At 63.0% G+C, this 22,323-nt stretch carries 21 protein-coding genes and 1 pseudogene; 15 read left to right on the forward strand and 7 right to left on the reverse strand.

From position 1 onward, the window contains the following. Positions 1–192: 192 nt before the first annotated feature. Positions 193–822 carry a DUF4136 domain-containing protein gene (locus OPV09_RS24750; protein ID WP_338679622.1) on the forward strand — a complete coding sequence of 210 codons (630 nt, stop codon included), beginning with the start codon at positions 193–195 and terminating at the stop codon, positions 820–822. Positions 823–990: 168 nt separating this feature from the next. Here the strand turns inward: OPV09_RS24750 and OPV09_RS24755 are convergent, their stop codons facing one another. The 4 genes from OPV09_RS24755 to OPV09_RS24770 all read right to left on the reverse strand — a co-directional run bounded on the left by OPV09_RS24755 (position 991) and on the right by OPV09_RS24770 (position 5,957). Next, positions 991–1,980 (reverse strand): quinone oxidoreductase family protein, encoded by a 990-nt coding sequence (locus tag OPV09_RS24755; protein WP_034747141.1) that lies wholly within the window; start codon positions 1,978–1,980, stop codon positions 991–993. Between the two features lie 23 nt (positions 1,981–2,003). Further along, positions 2,004–2,393, reverse strand: a complete 390-nt coding sequence (locus OPV09_RS24760) for a methylglyoxal synthase (RefSeq protein WP_092608131.1) — start codon at positions 2,391–2,393, stop codon at positions 2,004–2,006. Between the two features lie 28 nt (positions 2,394–2,421). Further along, positions 2,422–3,342: a DMT family transporter gene (locus OPV09_RS24765; RefSeq protein ID WP_128142048.1), complete on the reverse strand. Its 921-nt coding sequence runs from the start codon at positions 3,340–3,342 to the stop codon at positions 2,422–2,424. A gap of 143 nt (positions 3,343–3,485) precedes the next feature. Then, positions 3,486–5,957, reverse strand: coding sequence for an alkaline phosphatase D family protein (locus OPV09_RS24770; protein WP_338679623.1), 2,472 nt, complete (start codon positions 5,955–5,957; stop codon positions 3,486–3,488). Between the two features lie 155 nt (positions 5,958–6,112). On the opposite strand from OPV09_RS24770, the gene OPV09_RS24775 reads away from it, so the two are divergent. From OPV09_RS24775 to OPV09_RS24830, 12 genes are all read left to right on the forward strand, one after another. Further along, the gene (locus OPV09_RS24775) at positions 6,113–6,838 is read left to right on the forward strand and encodes a YebC/PmpR family DNA-binding transcriptional regulator (RefSeq protein ID WP_034747129.1); all 726 of its coding nucleotides are present in this window, start codon (positions 6,113–6,115) and stop codon (positions 6,836–6,838) included. 60 nt (positions 6,839–6,898) lie between these two features. Next, the gene (gene purD, locus OPV09_RS24780) at positions 6,899–8,167 is read left to right on the forward strand and encodes a phosphoribosylamine--glycine ligase (protein ID WP_046686096.1); all 1,269 of its coding nucleotides are present in this window, start codon (positions 6,899–6,901) and stop codon (positions 8,165–8,167) included. Between the two features lie 125 nt (positions 8,168–8,292). Then, the gene (locus OPV09_RS24785) at positions 8,293–9,102 is read left to right on the forward strand and encodes a hypothetical protein (RefSeq protein WP_338679624.1); all 810 of its coding nucleotides are present in this window, start codon (positions 8,293–8,295) and stop codon (positions 9,100–9,102) included. 70 nt (positions 9,103–9,172) lie between these two features. Beyond that, complete coding sequence (locus tag OPV09_RS24790; protein ID WP_338679625.1) at positions 9,173–10,723, forward strand: class I SAM-dependent methyltransferase; 1,551 nt, start codon at positions 9,173–9,175, stop codon at positions 10,721–10,723. A gap of 107 nt (positions 10,724–10,830) precedes the next feature. Beyond that, positions 10,831–11,745, forward strand: coding sequence for an oxygen-dependent coproporphyrinogen oxidase (hemF, locus tag OPV09_RS24795; RefSeq protein WP_338679626.1), 915 nt, complete (start codon positions 10,831–10,833; stop codon positions 11,743–11,745). Positions 11,746–11,765: 20 nt separating this feature from the next. After that, the gene (gene nadD, locus OPV09_RS24800) at positions 11,766–12,413 is read left to right on the forward strand and encodes a nicotinate (nicotinamide) nucleotide adenylyltransferase (RefSeq protein WP_319990806.1); all 648 of its coding nucleotides are present in this window, start codon (positions 11,766–11,768) and stop codon (positions 12,411–12,413) included. Beyond that, positions 12,414–13,103, forward strand: coding sequence for a ribosome silencing factor (rsfS, locus tag OPV09_RS24805; protein WP_070301341.1), 690 nt, complete (start codon positions 12,414–12,416; stop codon positions 13,101–13,103). It abuts the gene before it with no gap. Positions 13,104–13,109: 6 nt separating this feature from the next. After that, entirely contained in the window at positions 13,110–13,580 is a 471-nt protein-coding gene (gene rlmH, locus OPV09_RS24810; protein ID WP_034747108.1) for a 23S rRNA (pseudouridine(1915)-N(3))-methyltransferase RlmH, read from the forward strand. Positions 13,581–13,588: 8 nt separating this feature from the next. Then, positions 13,589–14,209, forward strand: a complete 621-nt coding sequence (locus OPV09_RS24815; protein WP_034747106.1) for a Maf family protein — start codon at positions 13,589–13,591, stop codon at positions 14,207–14,209. Between the two features lie 43 nt (positions 14,210–14,252). After that, complete coding sequence (gene rng, locus OPV09_RS24820) at positions 14,253–15,716, forward strand: ribonuclease G (protein WP_034747098.1); 1,464 nt, start codon at positions 14,253–14,255, stop codon at positions 15,714–15,716. Between the two features lie 2 nt (positions 15,717–15,718). Further along, positions 15,719–16,495: an AraC family transcriptional regulator gene (locus OPV09_RS24825; RefSeq protein WP_338679627.1), complete on the forward strand. Its 777-nt coding sequence runs from the start codon at positions 15,719–15,721 to the stop codon at positions 16,493–16,495. A 75-nt stretch (positions 16,496–16,570) separates the two neighbouring features. Continuing rightward, positions 16,571–17,194 carry a LysE family translocator gene (locus OPV09_RS24830; RefSeq protein ID WP_338679628.1) on the forward strand — a complete coding sequence of 208 codons (624 nt, stop codon included), beginning with the start codon at positions 16,571–16,573 and terminating at the stop codon, positions 17,192–17,194. Here the strand turns inward: OPV09_RS24830 and OPV09_RS24835 are convergent. From OPV09_RS24835 to OPV09_RS24845, 3 genes are all read right to left on the reverse strand, one after another. Beyond that, on the reverse strand, positions 17,170–17,709 hold the full coding sequence (locus OPV09_RS24835) for a hypothetical protein (RefSeq protein ID WP_230518487.1): 540 nt from the start codon (positions 17,707–17,709) through the stop codon (positions 17,170–17,172). The genes OPV09_RS24830 and OPV09_RS24835 overlap by 25 nt on opposite strands. 66 nt (positions 17,710–17,775) lie before the next feature. Beyond that, on the reverse strand, positions 17,776–18,255 hold the full coding sequence (locus OPV09_RS24840) for a hypothetical protein (protein ID WP_338679629.1): 480 nt from the start codon (positions 18,253–18,255) through the stop codon (positions 17,776–17,778). 109 nt (positions 18,256–18,364) lie between these two features. Further along, positions 18,365–19,390, reverse strand: a complete 1,026-nt coding sequence (locus OPV09_RS24845) for a LacI family DNA-binding transcriptional regulator (RefSeq protein WP_051990818.1) — start codon at positions 19,388–19,390, stop codon at positions 18,365–18,367. Positions 19,391–19,597: 207 nt separating this feature from the next. On the opposite strand from OPV09_RS24845, the pseudogene OPV09_RS24850 reads away from it, so the two are divergent. Further along, positions 19,598–20,836: pseudogene (locus tag OPV09_RS24850) on the forward strand (malic enzyme-like NAD(P)-binding protein); the annotation flags it as partial. Between the two features lie 252 nt (positions 20,837–21,088). Then, positions 21,089–22,300: an O-antigen ligase family protein gene (locus OPV09_RS24855; RefSeq protein WP_338679630.1), complete on the forward strand. Its 1,212-nt coding sequence runs from the start codon at positions 21,089–21,091 to the stop codon at positions 22,298–22,300. The last annotated feature ends 23 nt before the right edge of the window (positions 22,301–22,323 follow it).

The raw sequence follows: 22,323 nt of genomic DNA on the forward strand, positions 1-22,323 counted from the left end.
TTGGGTGGGAGCGGAGGCAAAAGCCTATTTTACCAACACCAGCCCCCGATAGTCGCGATTCAGCTCAGGAATGTTGGATTCCCTTACACGCCGACATGCTCCGTAACATTCTGTAATAATGAATAGAAACAAATAGAACTATTCTTATAATACTAAGCGATGAATTGTGTCTACTAATCAGGAGGTCATGCAATGAAACGTTATCTCACCATCATGATGGCCGCATTGACCGTGTTGCTGACCGGATGCGCCACCACCATACGCAGCGATGTCACCGTCTTCCATGAGTGGCCTGCGCAATTACAGGACAAGTCGTATGCGTTTGAAGCGCCAGCGGCGGAAAACGATACGCTGGAATACCGCAGCTACCAGAACCTGGTGCGCGCGGAACTTGCCAAGCACGGCTTTGGCGAAGCTTCCGGCCCTGCGGCAGCCAATTTGCGCGTAGCGATGAATTTCTCGACCGTCGACTATCCTGAGCGCGTGCTGCAAGCCACCGATCCATTCTGGTATGGTCCAGGCTACTGGCCTGGCCGCTACGGCTACCGTTACGGCGCCTGGCCAGGCTATGGCCGCTTCGGCTACAACCCCTACTGGTATGGTCCGCTGGACCTCGAAGAAAGCGTGCGCCATAAATACGAACGCGAATTGCGCATCACGATCAATGACCGCAACGGCAAGAAACTGTACGACGTGACCGTGCAATCGACAAGCAACAAGCGCGCCACGTCGCAAGTGATGCCGGCCATGGTGGCAAGCGCCTTTGCCGACTTCCCCGGCCAAAGCGGCGTACCCAGGAAAGTCGAAGTCAAGATAGAATAATGACGCGGCAATACAAAAACCGGCTGGTGCAGCAATGCGCCAGCCGGTTTTTTTTCACCTAAGAATAATACGCCTCGGCCGCAAAGGTCAGCGCGCCGATCAGGGCGACGGCCAATAACAGCACGATCAGCAGGCGGCCGAATTTCGGCGTGCCGTCACTGCCGCCGCTCATGGCACGATGATGGTCGAGCCCGTCGTCTTGCGCGCTTCCAGGTCCGTGTGCGCCTGGGCGATATTGTCCAGGCTGTAGCGCTGGTTGATCTCGATCTGCACTTCACCGCTACTGACGACCCCGAACAGCGAGGTCGCCATCTCTTCCAGGTTCGTGCGGTTCGACGCGTAGCTGAACAGAGCCGGGCGCGTGAGGAACAGCGAGCCGCGCGAGGCCAATTCGCCGAGGGTAAACGCGGGCACGGGACCGGACGCGTTGCCGAAGCTGACCATCATTCCCAGCGGCGCCAGGCAGTCGAGCGAGCCCGTAAACGTATCCTTGCCGATGGAATCGTAAACCACCGAGACGCCCTTGCCGCCCGTGATCTCGCGCACGCGCTCGACGAAGTTTTCCGTGTTGTAGTTGATGACGTGGGCCGCACCGTGCGCCTTGGCCAGCGCCACCTTTTCATCGGAGCCGGCCGTGCCGATCAGGTTCACGCCCAGTACCTTCGCCCACTGGCAGGCGATCAGGCCCACGCCGCCCGCAGCCGCGTGGAACAGGATGGTGTCGCCCGCCTTCAGGGCCACCGTGCGGTGGAACAGGTATTGCACCGTCAAGCCTTGCAGCATCATGGCGGCGGCCGTGTCGAAAGCGATGCGCTCGGGCAGCACCAGCAGCAGGGCCGCCGGCAGGTTGCGCTGCTGCGCATACGCGCCATTGATGCGCGCCGCATACGCCACCCGGTCGCCGACCTTCACTTCCGTGACACCCTCGCCCACCGCCTCGACGATGCCCGCGCCCTCGACGCCGAGGCCATTGGGCAGCGGCTGCGGGTACAAGCCCGTACGGAAATACACGTCGATGAAATTGAGGCCGATGGCCTCGTGCCTGACGCGCGCCTCGCCGGGACCGGGCGGCGGCAGTTCCACGTCCACATATTCCATCACTTCCGGGCCGCCCGTGCGCTGTACGCGGATAGCTTTGGTGGTAATCGTTGCACTCATGCTCATCTCCTTGTCTGGGTGAATCAGGCGGCCGCGTTGGCCCGCGCCTGCAGTTGCGACAGCACCAGGTGCGCCGACGACAGATTTGTCGCGCACGCCACGTTGTGCACGTCGCAGGCGCGCACCAGGGCGTTGATGTCCGGCTCGTGCGGCTGCGGCGTCATCGGGTCGCGCAGGAAGATCACGCAATCGATCAAGCCTTCCACCAGCAGGGAACCGATCTGCAAGTCGCCGCCGAACGGGCCCGAATGCTTGCGCTCGACTGCCAGCCCCAGCTCGTTGATCAGGCGCCCGCCCGTGGTGCCCGTGGCCGACAGTTCGCAGCCCTTCAAAAAATCCAGGTATTCGCCCGCCAGGGTAATCATGTCATCTTTTTTCTTGTCGTGGGCAATCAGGGCGATGCGTGTTTTCATGGTGAGGACTTTTCAGTGGGTGGAGGAATTATTTCTTTTTCGACAGCAAGTAAATACCGGCCAATACCAGGCTGGTGCCCGCCAATTGCCAGTTGGTGATCGGTTCATCGAGGATCATGGCGCCCAAGAACAGGGTCGACACGGGGCCGATCATGCCCGCCTGCGAAGCGACGGGCGCGCCGATGCGCTCGACGGCGATCATCGTCATGAAGACGGGCATCACCGTGCAAAAGATACCATTGAGCAAGGACAAGCCATACACGGGCATGGGCTGGATCAGCAGCTCGACGGGGCGCAGGATGAAGAATTGGGCGATGCAGGCAAAACTGGCCACGCACATCGCGTAGGAAACCAGCCGCATCGAGCCGATGCGTTTCACCAATTCACCAGAGCCCAGCAGATACACGGCATACGAGCAGGCCGAGCCCAGCACCAGGGTCGACCCCAGCGCCACATTGCTGGCGCCGCCCTGCAAGTCGTGCACGAACACCAGCACGATGCCGCAGTACGAGGTCAGCAAGGCCAGCCACTGCAAGCGGCTGATGCTCTGCTTGAAGTACACGGTGGTAATCAGGAGCACGAACGTGGGCGTGAGGAACAGGATCAATCGTTCGAGTCCCACGGAAATGTATTGCAGGCCCAGGAAATCCAGATAGCTGGACAGGTAATAGCCGACGAGGCCCAGCCCGACGAGGCGCAGGCGGTCGCTGTTTGATAACGGCGGCTCCGTGCGCATCTTCCACCAGGCGATGACGGCGAACACGGGCAGCGAAAAGATCATCCTGAAGGCGATCAGGGTGACGGCGTCGATCTGGTAGCGGTACAGCAGCTTGGCGACGATGGCCTTGGTGGAAAACAGCACCGCCCCGCCCACGGCGATGGCCAGGCCACCGAGGTAGACGGAACGGGGAAGCGATGCAGGGGTTGCTTGCGGGGAACTGGAGCTCATGTCCAGATTGTAATGGCAAAAGCGAAAGGAAGCTGAGTGCTGGGGTCAGACCCGGCGGGTCTGACCCCCAAATAGCGCGCAGCTCAAGCGTAGGTCGGGTTAGCCCAAAGGGCGTAACCCGACAACACCACCATTGCCCGCCTTTACGCCACCACCACCGCCGCCGCACCCGCCGTCACGGTCGCCGTCGTCACCCGTGCAATCACGTTCGCCGGCGCCGCCGTGCCGATCAGTTTATTCACCTGCTTGAACTGCGCCACCAGCTTGCCTGGTGTCAAAGTCACCACCGTGTAGCCTTGCGCATCCGTGTTCAGATGCTTGATCCACGGGTTGTTGCCCAGGCCGGACAATTGCTGCGCCAGGCCCAGCAGGGTCGTGCTGAAGTCAGTGCTCGCTTTCAAGCCAGCCTGCACGGCAGCGACCGTCGCGTCCAGTTGCGCTTCCGGAACGCCCTTGGCGGCCAGGGCGCCGCGCAACTGCACGCGCAATTGCTCGAGCAGGCTGTCGACGGTGGGCGCTGCCTTGCCCATGGTGTAGTCGAGCAGGTTGACGTCGAGATTGACCGTGCCCAGGCCCGTAACGGGAATGGCCAGCGGGTAGCTGACGAGGGTGCCGATATCGCCCATGCTGCCGGCGGCCGACTTCAGGTAGCTGAAGAAGGAGTCCGAGCTGACGCCGGCCGACACCAGGTCCACCATGACGGGCGTGCCGCCGCCTGCCGCGTCGAAATCGTCGCTGACGGTGCCCGCAAAAAACGAGTGGATATCGCCGGTCAGCGCCACCACGTTGCCGATGGCATTGGTTTTCAGGTGCGACATCAGGTTCTTGCGCTCGCTGTTGTAGCCATCCCACTGGTCGCAATTGAGCAGGAAGCGCGTGAAGAACGGCGCCAGCGCCGCTTGCTGGCCCGATGCGGCGACAAAGCTCGATCCGGCGCCCTTGGCCTGCACGTCGGGCTTGATCCAGCCAAAGGCGATCACTTGCGCGGCGGCGGCCGGCGAAGCGCTGTTGTAGGCGGCCACCGTGATGCCGGCCTGAACCGCGCTCAAGCCGGCGCCCACGGCAGCGGCGCCCTGGGCGCTGGCGTTCGCTGCCGCGCCGGCAATGGCCATGGCCGCCGCCTGCGCCACGTTTTGCGCCGCGCCCGCCGTGGAAGCTGCCACGATGGCGGACGCCAGCGGCACGCTGCCGCCCACCAAAGGAAGGGTGCTGGCGATGGCCTGGCCCACCTTGCTCATGGCGCTCAACGCCAGCAAGGTGGCGATCGCATCCGTGCCATTCAAGCCCATGCGCAGCAAGGACACTTCATTGCCCCACAGTTTCCAGGTCGAGGTCGCCGCCTTCATCTTGCTTTTCCACCAGTCGCGCTGCGTGCTGCCCAGCATGCCGACAGCGGCCAGCGGGTCGGCGCCAGCCTTGGTGGCGGCCGCCATTTTCTGCCCTTCCACGCTGTCGAACAGCGCTTGCGGCACCAGGTAGCGGCTGCCGATGCTGCCCAGCGGCTTGCCCGTGGCCGGGTTGATGGTCGACTCGGCGATCGCATGGTCGGCGCGGTACAGGCGCTCGTCCGTCATCACCAGCTGCATCAGTTTGCCGAACTGGAAATCGCGGTAGATCTGGATATTCTGGAACGTGGTCGCGGCGCTATCGAACGTGACGTCGGCCGGCATGTATTCGAACCACGCCTGGTTGGCGCTGCGGCGGCGGGCAGGCTGATGCAGATCGGAGCCGTCGGCGGCCACGATGCCTTCGTAGGTGGACGCGTCCTGCCAGGCGTCGTCCGTGAATTCATGGTCGTCCCAGACGGCGATGAAGGCAAAGCGCTCGTGCACGGCTTGCAGGCGCACATCGGTGCGGTATTTCTTGTACAGGTAGCGGTAATCGGCCACCGTGGTCGCGTATTTGGCGCCGGACGCGCCGCTTTTGAAGGTGCCGTCGGGCAGTTTCAGCTGGTCGTGGCGGCTTTCCACGGCGCCGCTCTGGAACGCTTCGCCCACCGTTTCATAGATGTAGTCGCCCAGGTGGACGATGAAATCGAGGCTTTCATTGGCGGCGATGTGCGACAGCGCGCCCCAGTGGTTGATGCTCCAGTCCTGGCACGTCAGGTAGGCGAACTGCAGCTGCGGCACGTCGGCCGTGGCGGCGGGCGCCGTCTTGAAGCGGCCCACGTTCGAGCGCACGTCGCCGGCGATGAACTGGTAAAAATACACCTGGCCCGGCTGCAAGCCCGTCACCTTGTGGCGCAAGGTATTGTCGAAATCGGCTTTCAGGGGCAATTTCGCGTCGACGATGGGCGTGCCCGCCAGGGCCGTATTGCTGCCCAGGGCGGCCGTATTGTCGCTGGCGCTGACGATCAGGCGCACGGCAACGTCGGACTTGCCGGCAACGGCGGGCGCGACGGCGTCGAAACTGGCGGGCACGACGCGTGTCCACAGCATGGCGCTGTCGGCGCGCGGGTCGCCCGACGCGACGCTTTGCGGGAATTTCCAGTCGCCGCCCGAAGCGAGCGGTACGCCAGGATCGCTGTAATCGGTGCTGCCGCAGGCGGCCAGGCCGGCGGTGGCCACGGAGACCGTGATAAAGCCGCCCAATTTCAGAAATTGCCGTCTGTCCATTTGACTTGCCATGATGTCGCGCCCTCGATATGGTGAAAGCGCGTCACTTTAGCAACAGATTATGTCATCCTGATGACGGGGCCATGCCGCTTGCCAAGGGGCCGATATGCTAAAATGTCGGCCACAATTGAACACCCGTCTAAGGAAGATTCGACATGGCAGGACATAGCAAATGGGCCAATATCAAGCATAAAAAGGCTGCCACCGATGCCAAGCGCGGCAAAATCTGGACGCGCCTGATCAAGGAAATCACGGTCGCGGCCCGCATGGGCGGCGCCGACGCCATCACCAATCCGCGCCTGCGCCTGGCGGTCGACAAGGCGGCTGACGCCAATATGCCGAAAGACAACGTCCAGCGCGCGATCAACCGCGGCAGCGGCGGCGTCGATGGCGCCAACTACGAAGAAGTGCGCTACGAAGGCTATGGCGTGGGCGGCGCGGCCGTCATCGTCGAATGCATGACCGACAACAAGGTGCGCACGGTGGCCGAAGTCCGCAATGCCTTCAACAAGAACGGCGGCAACATGGGCAACGAAGGTTCCGTCGCCTTCATGTTCCAGCACTGCGGCCAGCTGCTGTTCGCGCCGGGCACCGACGAAGACAAGCTGATGGAAGCGGCCCTGGAAGCGGGCGCCGACGACGTCATCGCCGATGAAGAAGGCGGCTTCGAAGTAGTGACCCCCGTGCACGATTTCGCCACCGTCAAGGAAGCGCTGGAAGCGGCCGGCTTCAAGGCCGAAGTGGCCGAAGTCATCATGAAACCGGCGACGGAAACCGTGTACTCGGGCGACGACGCCATCAAGATGCAAAAGCTGATCGATGCGCTGGAACTGCTGGACGACGTGCAGGAAGTGTTTACCAACGCGTTAATAGAGAATTAATCACTCTGTACTCAAGGGCGGCACCGCCGCCCTGCAACCCACATTGAACGAACGGTCCCTATGAAAATTCTGGTAGTCGGCTCTGGCGGCCGCGAACACGCCCTGGCCTGGAAACTGGCCCAGTCCGAACGCATACAGATGGTGTATGTCGCGCCGGGCAACGGCGGCACCGCGCGCGATGCGCGCCTGGTCAATCTCGACATCAGCGACCCGCAATTGCTGGCCGACTTCGTTCAGCAGGAACACATCGGCCTGACGGTCGTCGGCCCGGAAGTGCCGCTGGCAGCGGGCATCGTCAACCTGTTCCGCTCGCGCGGCCTGAAAATCTTCGGCCCGACCAAGGAAGCGGCGCAGCTGGAATCGTCGAAAGACTTCGCCAAGGCCTTCATGCAGCGCCACGGCATCCCGACGGCCGCCTACCAGACGTTCTCCGACGTCGCTCCCGCGCATGCCTACATCGACGCCATGGGCGCGCCCATCGTCATCAAGGCCGACGGCCTGGCCGCCGGCAAGGGCGTCGTCGTTGCCATGACCCTGGAAGAAGCGCACCAGGCGGTCGACATGATGCTGTCCGATAACCAGTTCGGCGACGCCGGCGCGCGCATCGTCATCGAGGAATTCCTGGCAGGCGAAGAAGCGAGCTTCATCGTCATGTGCGACGGCAAGAACATCCTGCCGCTGGCCACCAGCCAGGACCACAAGCGCCTGAAGGACCACGACCAGGGCCCGAACACGGGCGGCATGGGCGCGTATTCGCCAGCGCCGATCGTTACGCCGGCCATGCATGCGCGCGTCATGCGCGAAATCATCGTGCCGACCATCCAGGGCATGGCCAAGGATGGCATCACGTTCACGGGCTTCCTGTACGCGGGCCTGATGATCGACGACAAGGGCACGCCGAAGACGCTGGAATTCAACTGCCGTATGGGCGACCCGGAAACGCAGCCGATCATGGCGCGCCTGAAGACCGATCTGGTCACCGTCATGGAACACGCCGTCAACGGCACCTTGGACGCCGTGGAACTGGAATGGGACCGCCGCACGGCCGTCGGCGTCGTCATGGCCGCCGCCGGCTACCCGGACGATCCTGTCAAGGGTACGGCGATCGGCGACATCCCGGCCGAAACGCCGGACTCCGTCACCTTCCATGCGGGCACCCGCATCGACGGCGAACGCCTGGTCACCAATGGCGGGCGCGTGCTGTGCGTGGTCGGCCTGGGCGACAGCATCAAGATGGCGCAGAAGCAGGCGTATGAAACCGTGGAAAAAATCCATTTCGACGGCGCGCAATACCGCCGCGACATCGGCTGGCGCGGTTTGAAACACTGATCAGCCCTTTAGCGGCAAACGGCGGGGCCGGCGCGGAAGTCATCCGCCCCGGCCCCGTTTTAATTGGCGCGCCGGGAAAACGGGCTTTGCGCTAAGATTTTGCCTTTCAGACAAAACTGCCGCCCATGCCCAACCCCAGCCACATTCATCCCTCACTCGCCCAGGTACGCCAGCTCGGTCTGATCACGGACGATGAACTCGACGACGCCATCGCCGAACTGGAGATCATCGAACTGCAGCGCAAGCATAACGAGGAAGAAGGCATCGACGTGCCGGAACTGGCCGCTGGCGCGGGGCTTGTCGACACCCTGGCATGGCTGCTGCTCACGGACCTGCTGCCACAGGACGACTTTTTGCAGCGGGTGCGCGACCTGCCGCGCCAGCATGGCGGCGCGGCCCTACTCGAACGCCAGCAACTGGCCGCCGACGCGCTGCGGCAAGTCAACCGCCAGGCCATCGACACCCTGTACGACGAAGACCTGATCGACCAGTGGCAGCGCGACGCCGCGCACGCCCGCTTGCCGGCGGACCGCCTGCTCGCCTCGCCGGTCGCCGCCCTGCGCGACATGCTACGGCAAGGTATCTTGTCCGCGCCCCAATTCGAGGCGCTGCGCCTGCGCACTCGCCAGCGCGGCTCGGAGCTGGGCCGCATCATCGTCGATGGCGCCGCGCAGCGGGCCCATCGCCCCGCGTATGCGCGCCCGGTGACATGGGTAATGCCCGCGCTGCTGCTGGTGGTGGTATTGGCCGTTGCCGGCCGCGCCATCATGTCCCGGCAGGCCCCCGCTCCCGCCACCATCGCCGAGCAGGGCGTCGAGCGGCCTGAGCTGCAGCAGAACGCCGCGCACGCCGTCGAAAGCGCGCGCCTGCCCGGCGCCGGGCCGGACCTGTCCATCACCGTCGTGCAGGACGGCGCCACGCCGCCGGCGCCTTGAACCACAACGCACTTCCCGCGCAGGCGGCCATGATGGCATACTGCCGTTTTGCCACCAATGCGGGGAAGCCATGGCCTGGAATGAAGGATACGTGTCGGATATCGAGTACACCAACGGTTTTTACAGCGACCTGAGTCCGCATCACCTCAATTTCAGCTGCATCCTCAACGGCGTCGAACCGGTGCCCCTGGACCAGCCCTACACCTACTTTGAACTGGGCTTCGGCCGTGGCCAGACGCTCCATGTCCTGGCGGCCGCCAATGCCAACGGCCGGTTCTACGGCAACGATTTCAACCCGGCCCATGTCGCTGGCGCACGCGCCCTGGCGGCCAAGGCCCAGTCGAGCAATCTGACCCTGCTGGAAAACAGCTTTGAAGAATTGGCCCAGGGCCGCGTGCCCGATCTGCCGCAGTTCGACTTCATTACCCTGCACGGCATCTACACCTGGGTCAACCGCGAGAACCGCCAGCATATCGTCGACTTCATCGCACGCTACCTGAAACCGGGCGGCATCGTTTCGCTCAGCTATAACGCCATGCCTGGATGGAGTTCCGCCCTGCCCCTGCAGCGCCTGCTGCTGGAGTTTGCCGCCAGCTTCCCCGGCCGCAGCGACTTGCAGATGCAGGCTGGCATCGCCTACGTGCAGCAGCTGCAGAACCTGCAGGCCGGCTACATCGCAGACAATCCCGCACTCGCGCCGCGCCTCAATGCGCTCATCAACAGCGATCCCCATTACAGCGTGCATGAATACCTGAACCAGAACTGGGAGCCGTTGTACCACACGGACGTGATGCGCGATGTGGCGGGCGCCAAGCTCGATTTTGCCGGCTCCGCCGACCTGCCTTTTGCCTTTCCCGCGCTGTATCTGAACGCCGACCAGCAAGCCACCATCGACTTGCTGCCCGACGCCGCCATGCGCGAAATGATGAAGGATTATTTTCTCAATACCAGCTTCCGCAAGGATGTGCTGGTGCGGGGCGCGCGCCGCATGGGGGCCGTGCGCCAGGCCGAGTGCCTCGCCAGCGTGCACCTGGCCATGCTGGTGCCGCGTGAAAAAATGGTCTTTACCTTCCAGACCAAGGCGGGCGTCGTGACAGGAAACGAGCAGGTCTACGGCGCCGTCTGCGATGCGCTGGCGACCGGCCCGCATAGTCTGGCCGACCTGGCCGCACTGCCCTCCTTGCCCGGACAGAGCGTGCAAAGCCTGGCGGAGGTGGCGGCCATGCTGGTCACCGGCAGCCAGGTCGTGATGTATTTCCCGGCTGGGGCGCAGGACGGCAGCGGCGACGCGGCCGCGCGCCGCCTGAACCAGGCCATCGGCGCGCAGCTGCGCTACGGCGACGGCAATCGTGTCCTGTGTTCGCCATTGGCAGGCAGCGGCATCGACACGGAATTCATCGACCGGCTGCTGTTTTCGCTGCTCATCCAGGAAGGGGAACAGCCGGATCTGGCCACCTTGCAGGCACAGGCGGCCAGCGCCATGGCGCACTGCGGGCGCCGCCTGCTCAATGAGGGCGCGGCATGCGACGACGAGGCGGCGCACCAGCAGCTGCTCAACGCAGCCATCGAGGAATTCCTGCGTGAGAAACTGCCTGTGCTGCAGCAGTTGCGCATGCTGTAAGGGGCGCTGGCCGCAAAACCACAGCGCCAGCGCCGCCCTATCACAAAAACGCGTAACAGGGTACAATCCGTCCTTACTTTTTTATTTCGGCCTCGTCGGCCCACGCGATGTCGTCAACTCCCTCCCCTTCGGCCGTCAAGGCTTATTTGCTCGATTTGCAAAGCCGTATCGTGCAGGCGCTCGAAGCGCAGGACGGCAAGCCCTTCCTGACCGATGCCTGGCAGCGCCCCGAGGGCGGCGGCGGCATTTCGCGGCTGATCGAGGAAGGCAATGTGTTCGAGCGTGGCGGCGTGAATTTTTCGCACGTCACCGGCGCCGCGCTGCCGCCATCGGCAGCGGCCGCGCGCCCTGAACTGGGTGGCAAGGCATGGGAAGCGATGGGCGTGTCGCTGGTGCTGCATCCGCGCAATCCCTACGCGCCCACGGTGCACATGAACGTGCGCTTTTTCAGCACCGTGAATGCCGATGGCGCACCCGTATGGTGGTTCGGCGGCGGCATGGATTTGACGCCGTATTACGGCGACGTGGACGACGTGAAGCATTTCCACCAGGTGTGCCACGATGCGCTGGCGCCGTTTGGCGACGAGCTGCATCCGAAGTTCAAGCAGTGGTGCGACGATTATTTCTACCTGAAGCACCGGCGCGAAGCGCGCGGCGCCGGCGGGATCTTCTTCGACGACTTCAACGCCCTGGGCTTTGACGACAGTTTCGCCATGATGCGCAGCGCCGGCGACGCCTTCATCGAGGCCTATGTGCCGATCGTGGCGCGCCGCAAGGACACGCCCTACGGTGAACGCGAACGCGATTTCCAGTGCTACCGGCGCGGACGCTATGTCGAGTTCAACCTGGTCTTCGACCGAGGCACCCTGTTCGGCCTGCAGTCGGGCGGACGCACCGAGGCGATCCTGATGTCGATGCCGCCCGTGGTCAAGTGGCGCTACGACTGGCACCCGGAAGCGGGCAGTCCGGAAGCGGCGTTGTATACTGACTTCCTCGTGCATCGCGACTGGCTGCAGGCGTGACCGACGGTAGTACGGCGTGCGTGGCGCTGCTCGGCGGCAGCTACGATCCGGTGCATATGGGCCATGTCGCGCTGGGCACGCATTTTTCCAGCCTGCTGCACGCCGATGAACTGCGCGTGATTCCGGCGGGCGCGCCCTGGCAAAAGGGTAGCCTGGGTGCCACCGGCCAGCAGCGCGCCGAGATGGCCGGCCTGGCCTTTGCCGGGCTGCCCCTACCCGTGGTGATCGACCGCCAGGAAATCGAGCGCAGCGAACATGGCCAGGCCAGCTACACCATCGATACCTTGCGCCAGGTACGCGCCGAGCTGGGACCGCGCGCTTCCATCGTTTTCCTGATGGGCGCCGACCAGCTGCAGCGGCTCGCGACATGGCGCGAATGGCAGCAATTATTTGAATACGCGCATATCTGCGTCGCGGCCCGCCCCGGCTTCGCGCTGAATGACACAGCAGTACCGCAAGTGGTCGCCGACGAATTTTCGCGCCGCCTGGGGTCTCTGGAAAGCATCCGCAACACGCCGCACGGTCTGACTTATCTGGCACAGGACTTCGCGGTGGATATCTCCGCCACCGAAATACGTGCGGCATTACAACGGGGGAATCGGGCAAACTCGCTTGTTTCCCCGCTAGTGCTAGACTATATTGAACAACATAATTTATACAAAAGCTAAATGGACATCAAAAAACTGCAAACCCTCGTCGTTGACGCCCTTGAAGACGTCAAAGGCCAAGACATCGCCGTCTTCGAAACGAGTCACCTGACCAGCCTGTTCGACCGCATCGCGATCGTCTCCGGCACCTCGAACCGTCAAACCAAGGCGCTGGCCGCCTCGGTACGCGACAAGGTCAAGGATGCCGGCGGCCAGATCATCGGCATGGAAGGCGAGGAAACCGGTGAATGGGTGCTGGTCGATCTGGGCGACATGATCGTCCACATCATGCAAGCGCCTATCCGCGCCTACTACCGCCTGGAAGAAATCTGGGGCGACACGCCGGTCAAGCTGGGCGCCGCCAAGCGCGCGCCGAAAAAAGCGGCCGGCGACGAGCCGAAAAAGGTCAGCGGCCATCTGGCGGCAAGCAAGGCCAATGTGGAAGCGACGCCCGTGATCGAGAAAAAGACACCGGCCAAGAAAGCCACGGCTGCCACCGCCGCCAAGAAAGCCCCGGCGAAAAAAGCTACCGCTTCCAAAGCCGTCGGCAAGACCGTGAAAGTCGCGCCAACCAAGACCGAAGCGGCTGCCGTGAAAGCACTGAAAGCACTGCCAGAGAAAAAAGTACGCGCCCCACGCGCGGCCAAGCCGGCAGCCGATGCTGCACCGGCAAAAACCGTGATCAAGCGTATCAAAAAAGTCGAAGAGTAAGCCTCGATGCAGCTCATCATCGCTGCGGTCGGCCATAAAATGCCGGCCTGGATAGAGACGGGCTTCGCAGAATACGCGAAGCGCATGCCGCCGGAATTGCGCATCGTGCTGAAAGAAATCAAGCCGGTGGAGCGTTCCGGCAGCAAGACCGCCGCCACGGCGATGGCGCTCGAACGCGAACGCATCGAAGCCGTCCTGCCCAAGGGCGTGCGCATCATCGCCCTCGACGAACGCGGCAAGGACCTGACCAGCGTCGGCCTGTCACAGCAATTGATGGCGTGGCAGCAGGATGGCCGCGACACCGCATTCCTGATCGGCGGCGCCGACGGCCTCGATCCGCAACTCAAGGCACGTGCCGAAGGCATGCTGCGCATTTCCAGCATGACCCTGCCGCACGGCGTGGTGCGCGTGATCCTCGCCGAGCAGCTCTACCGCGCGTGGTCGATCACGCAAAACCACCCCTATCACCGCGTCTGAACTCCCCCATGAAAACGGCTGATCACAAGATCTACCTCGCTTCCAAAAGCCCGCGCCGGCGCGAACTGCTGCGCCAGATCGGCGTCGATTTCGAATTGCTGCTGCTGCGCAGCGACGGCCCGCGCGGCGCCGACGTCACCGAGGAAGTCCTCCCCGGCGAATCGGCGCTCGACTATGTCGCCCGCGTATCGAATGAAAAAGCCGCCTTCGCGTGGGACCTCGTGCGCCGCCGCCACCTGACCCCGCGTCCCGTACTGGCGGCCGACACCACCGTCACCATCGACGGCGTCATCCTCGGCAAACCGGCCGACCGCGCCGAAGCCGTGGCGATGCTGGAGCAGCTGTCGGGCCGCACGCACGAGGTACTCACCTCGATCGCCGTGCACTACAAAAACTTCGCCGAGCAGCGCACGCAGGTATCGCAAGTGCGCTTCGGCGTGCTCTCGCCCGCCTCGATCGCCGCGTATTGCGCCACGCCGGAACCGTACGACAAGGCCGGCGCCTACGGCATCCAGGGCAGCGCCGCCCTGTTCGTCGAGCATATCGAAGGCAGCCATTCCGGCATCATGGGCCTGCCCCTGTACGAGACGGCGCAATTGCTGCGTGAAGCAGGTTTGCCCCTGCCCTGATCCCGGGTATGATGTCATTCGTTGCCTCCACTCCCGCGCCTCCATGAACGAAGACATCCTGATCAATATCACGCCGCAAGAAACGCGCGTCGCCCTCATCCTGCAGGGCGCCGTGCAGGAATTGCACATCGAGCGCACGCTCACGCGCGGCCTGGCCGGCAATGTGTATTCCGGCAAGGTGGTGCGGGTGTTGCCGGGCATGCAATCGGCCTTCATCGATATCGGCCTGGAGCGCGCCGCCTTCCTGCACGTGGCCGACATCTGGGAAGCACGCGGCCACGACGGCCAGAACGCCACGCCGGCGCCGATTGAAAAAATTCTCTTCGACGGCCAGGTGCTGACGGTGCAGGTGATCAAGGACCCGATCGGCACCAAGGGCGCGCGCCTGTCGACGCAGATTTCCATCGCCGGGCGCATGCTCGTGTACCTGCCGCAAGACAAGCACATCGGCATCTCGCAGAAGATCGAGAAGGAAGCGGAGCGTGAGCAGTTGCGCGTGCGCCTGCAAAGCCTGCTGCCGCCCGATGAAAAGGGCGGCTACATCGTGCGTACCATGGCCGAGGACGCGTCCGACGCGGACCTGAAGGCGGACGTCGACTACCTGAGAAAAACCTGGAGCACCATCACGCACGGCGCGCGCACGCGTCCCGCCACCAGCCTGCTGCACCAGGATTTGAGCCTGGCGCAGCGCGTGCTGCGCGACTTCGTCGGCGATGAAACGGCCACCATCCAGGTCGACTCGCGCGAAAACTATGTGAAATTGCGCGAATTCGCGGAGATCTACACGCCCAGCGAACTGACACGCTTACAGCACTACACGGGCGAGCGCCCGCTGTTCGACCTGTATGGCGTGGAAGAGGAAATCCTGCGCGCGCTGGGCCGCCGGGTCGACCTGAAATCGGGCGGCTACCTGATCGTCGACCAGACGGAAGCGATGACCACCATCGACGTCAACACAGGTGGTTTCGTCGGCGGGCGCAATTTCGCCGACACGATTTTCAAGACCAACCTGGAAGCGGCGCACGCGATCGCGCGCCAGCTGCGCCTGCGCAACCTGGGCGGCATCATCATCCTCGACTTCATCGACATGGACAATGCCGAGCACCGCAACGCCGTGCTGGCCGAACTCAAGCGCACGCTGTCGCGCGACCGTACCAAGGTCTCGGTGAGCAACTTCTCGCCGCTGGGCCTGGTGGAAATGACGCGCAAGCGCACGCGTGAATCGCTGGCCCACATCCTGTGCGAACCGTGCCCCGCCTGCGCCGGCAAGGGACAAGTCAAGACGTCGCGCACCATCTGCTATGAAATCCTGCGCGAACTGCTGCGCGAAGCGAAACAGTTCAACCCGCGCGAATTCCGCATCCTCGCGTCGCAGGAAGTGGTGGATTTGTTCCTCGAAGAAGAATCGCAGCACCTGGCCATGCTTGGTGACTTCATCGGCAAGAAAATTTCGCTGCAGGTGGAGAATGCCTACCACCAGGAGCAGTACGACGTCATCCTGATGTAGCCATGCCGGGCACCACCGCCTTCTGGCGCGACCCGGCTCTGCCCCACGTGGAAAGCCGGCGCGCCTGCCACAGCCGGGCGTGCTACAAGCCGCACAGCCATCCCACGTTTTCCATCGGCGCCGTCGACGCTGGTGGCAGCGTCTTTACGGGCAGCCAGGACGGCCAGGCCGTGCTCGCCAATGGCAGCCTGGTGCTGGTGCCGGCCGGCTGCGTACATGCCTGCAATCCCCTGCCTGACGCCCTGTGGAGCTACCAGATGCTGCATCTCGATGCACAGTGGCTGCAGGCACACGCGCCGGCGCTCGATGGCGACACGGCGACGGTGCTGCACTGCCCGCTGCTGTATGCGCAGTTTTGCGCCATGAATGCGCTGCTGTTTTCCACGGCCGGTGCGGCGGAGAAAGATGCGGCGCTGCTGGCGTTCCTGGACGCTTGCGCCAGCGCCCGTGCAGACTTGCTACCCTCGGAACGCAAGCCGGTGCCGCAACGGCTGGCGCCCGTGCTCGCAACGCTGCAGGCACGGCCCTCGGCCAGCCTGCGGCAACTGGCGCAAGCGGCGGGCTTGAGCCCGTATCAATTGATCCGCGCCTTTCGCGCCGCCACGGGCATGACGCCGCATGCCTACCAGTTGAACGCGCACGTCAACCGCGCGCGCAGCAGCCTGCAGGCGGGGACGGCGTTGGCGCAACTGGCGCATGAGCTGGGCTTTGCGGACCAGAGCCATTTTCAGCGCGTGTTCAAAGCCCATACGGGCATCACGCCGGGACGCTACCGCTAAGCTGCAATTTTCTTCAATACAGGCTGCCGCCTGCCCCTGCATACTCGCGCATCGCCATTGCCGAAGCCGACTTATATGCAGGATTTCCTCTTCATCGCCGCCGCCCACTTTCTTTCCCTGCTGTCGCCCGGTCCCGATTTTTTCCTGATCGCGCGCACTTCGCTGGCCCATGGCTGGCGCGGCGCCGCCGGCACGTGCGTGGGCATTACCGTGGCCAATGCCGTGTTCATCGTGGCGGCGTTTGGCGGACTGTCGGTGCTGAAGGCGGGCAGTACGGCCTTCATGGTGGTGCGACTGGCGGGATGCGCCTATCTGCTGTACCTGGGCTGGCTGTTCCTGCGCCATGCGGGCAAGAGCCGCCTGGAAGCCGCGCCCGCCACCGGCAAGGCGCGCTGGCGCGGCGGTGTCGTGATGGGGTTTGTCTCGGCCATCCTGAACCCGAAGAATGCGCTGTTCTACGTCAGCCTGGCCACCGTGCTAGCCGCCAGGCAAACGAGCCCCGCCGCGATGGCGGCGTATGGCGCGTGGATGGTCTTTGCCGTGCTGGCGTGGGATATGGCGGTGGCGCTGGCCATCGGCAGCAGCGTCCTGCGGCAGCGCTTTGCCCGCGCGCTGCCGTTGCTGGAACGGCTGTCGGGCGTGATGCTGATTGCGTTGGCGATAGGGCTACTGATTCAGGCCGGCAGCGGATCCAGGTAAAACACGGCATACACCTTCAAGGGCGTCGTTTCCGTGGCTTTTTCCGAGCGCACGACGGAGCAGTCGTCGGCGGCCAGGCTGCGCCAGTTCTGGATGCCGGCCTTGGCGAACATGGCATGCGCGGGCGCGTTCGCGGCCAGGTCCAGCACCAGGCAGGCGTTGCGCGGGCCGGCGCCGTAGTTGACGGCGCGGATCTCGATGCCGAACGTGGTCATCCACGGTTCCCACAAGCCTTTTTCCTTGCCAGCGGCCATGCGGTCGAGCATCTCGCCAAAGGTCAAACCTTTCTTGACAGTATCGCGCAATGCTTGCAGCGATGGCGCCAGGCGAGGATCGGGCTGCTTGTTGCCGGCGCGGATCTCGGCGATCGCCTTCAATTCCTTGATGATGGCCGCATCGCGCTCCGTGTAGTCGCGCATGCGTGCGTAAAACTCGGCGTCGAGGAAGGGATTGACGGTCAGCTTGGCGACGCCCTCTTCGCGGCGTTTTGGGGAAGGCGTGTTGGTTTTGGTCATGGCGGTAGAGGGCAAGAGAAACGATGAGGGGCGCCAGTTTAACATCATGGCGCATCGGCGGCGGCGTTAGCGCCGCTTTAATGTTGCGCCTGGCGGGTGCGGGGCGGCCACCGCGGTGCGCGCGACAGGCCGTATGAAGCCACGCCGTGGCCCGAACAGGAAGACGGCGCCCGCATACAGTCCCGCCAAGGGGAAGCGCACCTCCCTGAGCAACTGCCGGAAAATGGCGATCGACTGCGCACGGGTGACGGGAATGTCGGCGCGCCACTGGCACAGCACGTCATGCACGAGGCTGGCGTGATAGGTGGCCGGCAAGCCCAGATGCTGCGCGCCATCGGGCGTGCCCACATAAAACAGGCCGAGCACGCTGATACAGGGCGAACAGCCATCCCAGGCATAGCCGGCGCGGATGCGGATCGCCGATTCGCGGATGGTGACCCACTCGTTTTCAAACTCTATGCCGTCAAGCAAGGGCGAGCAATAGCCATAGTCGCTGTCCAGCGCATAGCGCCAGGCGTTGCCGGGCATGCCGAAATTCTTCGGCATCAGCGGCCTCCCTGCTGTGCTTGCTTGGCTCTCGTCTGCATGGCGTTGCCTTGATCATTATCAATATCAAGATTTAAACATACTCGGCAGAAAGAAGGGCAAGAAGGTGTCAGGCGCGTGGCGCGGCCGTCGATTCGCGCACCACCAGTTCGGGTTTCAGGCGCACGTCGAGCACCGGGGAATCGGGCGAGGCGATGGTTTGCAGGATCAGCCGGGCCGCTTCCGTGCCGATGCCGTGGTGGCGGATGCGGATGGTGGTGAGAGGCGGGCGGATCATGTCCATGTACGGCATGTCGTTGTGGCCCACGACGGAAATATCTTCGGGGCAGCTCAAGCCCAGTTCGCGGATGGCGTCGTAGCAGCCGAGGGCCACCAGGTCGCTGCCCGTCACCACGGCCGTCGTTTGCGGCGACTGGCTCAGCAGTTCCAGCAGGGCCGCCTTGCCGCATTCGCGCGAATAGCCGCTGCTTTCAAAGACGAACGCTTGCGAAGGAGCGAGTTCGCTGGCCTGGATGGCGGCCAGAAAACCGAGGCGGCGCACGTGGCCGGTAGACAAATTTTCCGGGCCCGCGATGTGCGCGATATGACGGTGGCCCAGCGCCAGCAAGTGCTCGACGGCCAGGCGCATGCCGACCACGTCGTCGCTGACGACGCAGGACGCCACGCCGTTTTCATCGCTGCGGTTGACGGTCACGACAGGCACGTTCTGGTCGATGCACATCTTGATGACGGGATCGTCGCGGCGCGCCGTGGCCAGGATCAGGCCATCGACCTGCTGCCCCAGCAGGCGATTGATGACGAACAGCTGTTCTTCCTCGTCGGCGCCCACATTGGCGACGATGGCCAGGTAGCCATGTTTGCGCAAGCCTTCTTCGATGCCCAGCAGAATCGGCGGGAAAACCGCGTTGGTAATGTCGGGCAAGACCACGCCGATGATGCGCGACTTGCGCGTAACCAAGGTGGAGGCGGCGCGGTTGGGCCGGTAGCCGAGCCGGCCCGCCTCGGCCAGCACGCGCGCGGCCACCTCGGCGCTGACCATTTGCCGCGTTGCCGGGTTCATCACGCGCGATACGGTGGAAAAGTGTACGCCGCTGGCCCGCGCAACGTCACTTAAGGTGGGGTTCTTGTTTGTCATGGGCTTCCCGGATCGCAATACCGTGATTTTATCGCAAAAAATGCCCATTCCGTCAAAAACCGAGCAAACGCTTGCATTGAAATAATGCCGCTGGCCAAAGCGGTTTTGTTACGCTTAAGTACAATCCAGCCTTGACAGCGTGCAAACGCTTGCATACCATGGCTCGGACTTACCACTCGGGCCATGCATGCCCTTCCCAGAATTCCTATGTCTACTTCGCACAGCAAGCACGCCGAACAGAACGGCGAAACCTTCAACCTGAAAGAAGCCGCCCTCGCCTATCACGCGGAACCCCGCGCAGGCAAGATTTCCGTGACGCCCACCAAACCGCTGGGCGACGCCCGCGCCCTGACCCTGGCGTACTCGCCGGGCGTGGCGTTTGCCTGCGAAGCCATCGTGGAAGATCCGCGCACGGCCGGCATCTACACGTCGCGCAGCAACCTGGTGGCCGTGATCACCAACGGCACGGCCGTGCTGGGCCTGGGCGATATCGGTCCGCTGGCCAGCAAACCGGTGATGGAAGGCAAGGCTTGCCTGTTCAAGCAGTTCGCCGACGTCGATGTGTTCGACATCGAATTGGCCGAGAACGATCCCGACCTGTTCATCGACACCGTGGTGCGCATGGAGCCGACCTTCGGCGGCATCAACCTGGAAGACATCAAGGCCCCAGACTGTTTCTACATCGAACAGCAATTGCGCAAGCGCATGAACATTCCCGTCTTCCACGACGACCAGCACGGCACGGCCATCATCGTCGCGGCCGGCATCCTGAACGGCCTGGAACTGGTGGGCAAGGATATCGGCAACGTCAAGGTCGCCGTCTCGGGTGCGGGCGCGGCCTCGATCGCCTGCCTGGACCTGCTCGTCTCGCTGGGCCTGAACAAGTCGCTGCTGAAAGTATGCGACAGCCAGGGCGTGATCTACCCGGGCCGCGATGTCAACATGGAAGAGAACAAGGCGCGCTACGCGAACGATACGAGCGACCGCGACCTGGCCGATGCCATGGCCGGCGCCGACATCTTCATCGGCGTCTCGAAGGGCGGCGTGGTCAGCGCGCAGATGGTCGAATCGATGGCCGCCAAGCCGTTGATCTTCGCCCTGGCCAATCCACATCCGGAAATCGCCCCGGAAAAAGTGCATGCCGTGCGTGACGACGCCATCGTGGCCACGGGTCGCTCGGACTACCCGAACCAGATCAACAACGTGCTGTGCTTCCCGTACATCTTCCGCGGTGCGCTCGACGTGGGCGCCACCACCATCAACGAAGAAATGAAGCTCGCTTGCGTGCGCGCCATTGCCGCGCTGGCCAAGGAGCCGCTGCCGGGCCACGAGAGCAGCGCGCTGACGCCGCTGCAGCTGATTCCATCGCCGTTCGATGAACGCCTGCGCAGCTGGGTCGCGCCTGCCGTGTCGCAAGCGGCCATCGCCACCGGCGTCGCCACGCGCGTGCCAGCCACCGCCTGAGACGCATGACGGGCCTTGCGGCCTTGGCAAAATAACAGCAAGTTACCATTGCTTACAAAAAAACCATGGCTAAAAACCATGGTTTTTTTCATTCTTCCCCTTGAGACCGTCTACATAGTTATCGAAGAGTTAATTCCAGAGAGCCGTTTTTGCAGCCACCTTCGATTACAATGACGCCTACTTTATGTTGCTACAGTTGCCATAATGGCGATACGTGCGTTACCAAGGATATTCATGCTCGGCCTGACCTCTGTTTGTGTTTTTCTCTTTTCGGCATTGGCGCTGGCTGTCAACAGCGGATATTCCCTTGGCGCACTGGTGCTGCTGCTGGCCAGCAGCTGGCTGTTATGGAAACGCCCCCGTCTGAATCTGCAGCGGCGCGATTATCTGCTGCTGGGCACCCTGCTGCTGTACTTCGCCATCTTCACCGCCAATATGCTGTATCACGGCGATCCGGCACGCGAACTCGACATGCCCCTGCGGGCATTGCTGGCGGTGCCCGTGCTGCTGCTGCTGATTGCGTATCCGCCGAGGCCAGAGGCTTGGTGGAGCGGTTTGGCAATCGGTGCTATCGCGGGCGCGGCCTTAGCGGCCACACAATTTATTCCAAGTAGCCCCTTCCGGCCACAGGCCGCCACCAGCAACGCTATTCATTATGGCAATGTCAGCATGCTGTTTGGCATGCTATCGCTATGTGGGCTCGAATGGGCCATCAAACAGCGTCACCGAATCGCCTGGAGCGTATTACTGCTGGTCGGCGGCCTCATCGGAATTTTCGGTTCTGTTATCAGCGGCAGCCGCGGTGGCTGGCTGGCGCTGCCTGTCTGCGGATGCATATTTGTCGTCCACTATGCGAGAACACGCGGCAAGCGCTATATGACTGGACTGCTGGCAGTGCTACTGGCCGTGGCTGTATTGTCCTATGCAGTGCCCAATTCACCTGTACTTGAGCGAACGACAGATGCCGTAGAAGATTTGAAAAAATTTGAAGGGAGTGACAACGTCAGCACATCCGTCGGCCAAAGGCTGGAAATGTGGCGTACCGCACTAACTTTATCGGAGGACCATATATGGCTCGGCATGGGACGTAACGGCTATTTAGATGCAAAGAAAGAGCTGTCAACAAAAGGAAAAATGAGCGAAATCGTGTTGCATTACACAAATGCGCATAACGATTACATAGACTCCTTGGTCAAACGTGGCATCTTCGGCTTGCTGGCCCTACTGCTGCTATTCCTGCTGCCATTGACCCTGTTTGCGTGCGCCTTGCTGCGCAGCACCGTTGCAGCCTACCCATTTGCGCTGGCTGGCGTGATGCTGTGCACTTGCTATATGATTTTCGGTCTGACGACGAGCTCACTTACCCTGAATATCGGCATCATCATGCTGGTCTTCCCGATGGTGATACTGTGGGCCATGCTGCGCCAGCAAGAGCGCACTGCTTGAGCTTGTTTTCCGCCTGACCGTTT

The organism is Janthinobacterium sp. TB1-E2 (assembly GCF_036885605.1).
Classification (GTDB): Bacteria; Pseudomonadota; Gammaproteobacteria; order Burkholderiales; family Burkholderiaceae_D; genus Janthinobacterium; species Janthinobacterium aestuarii.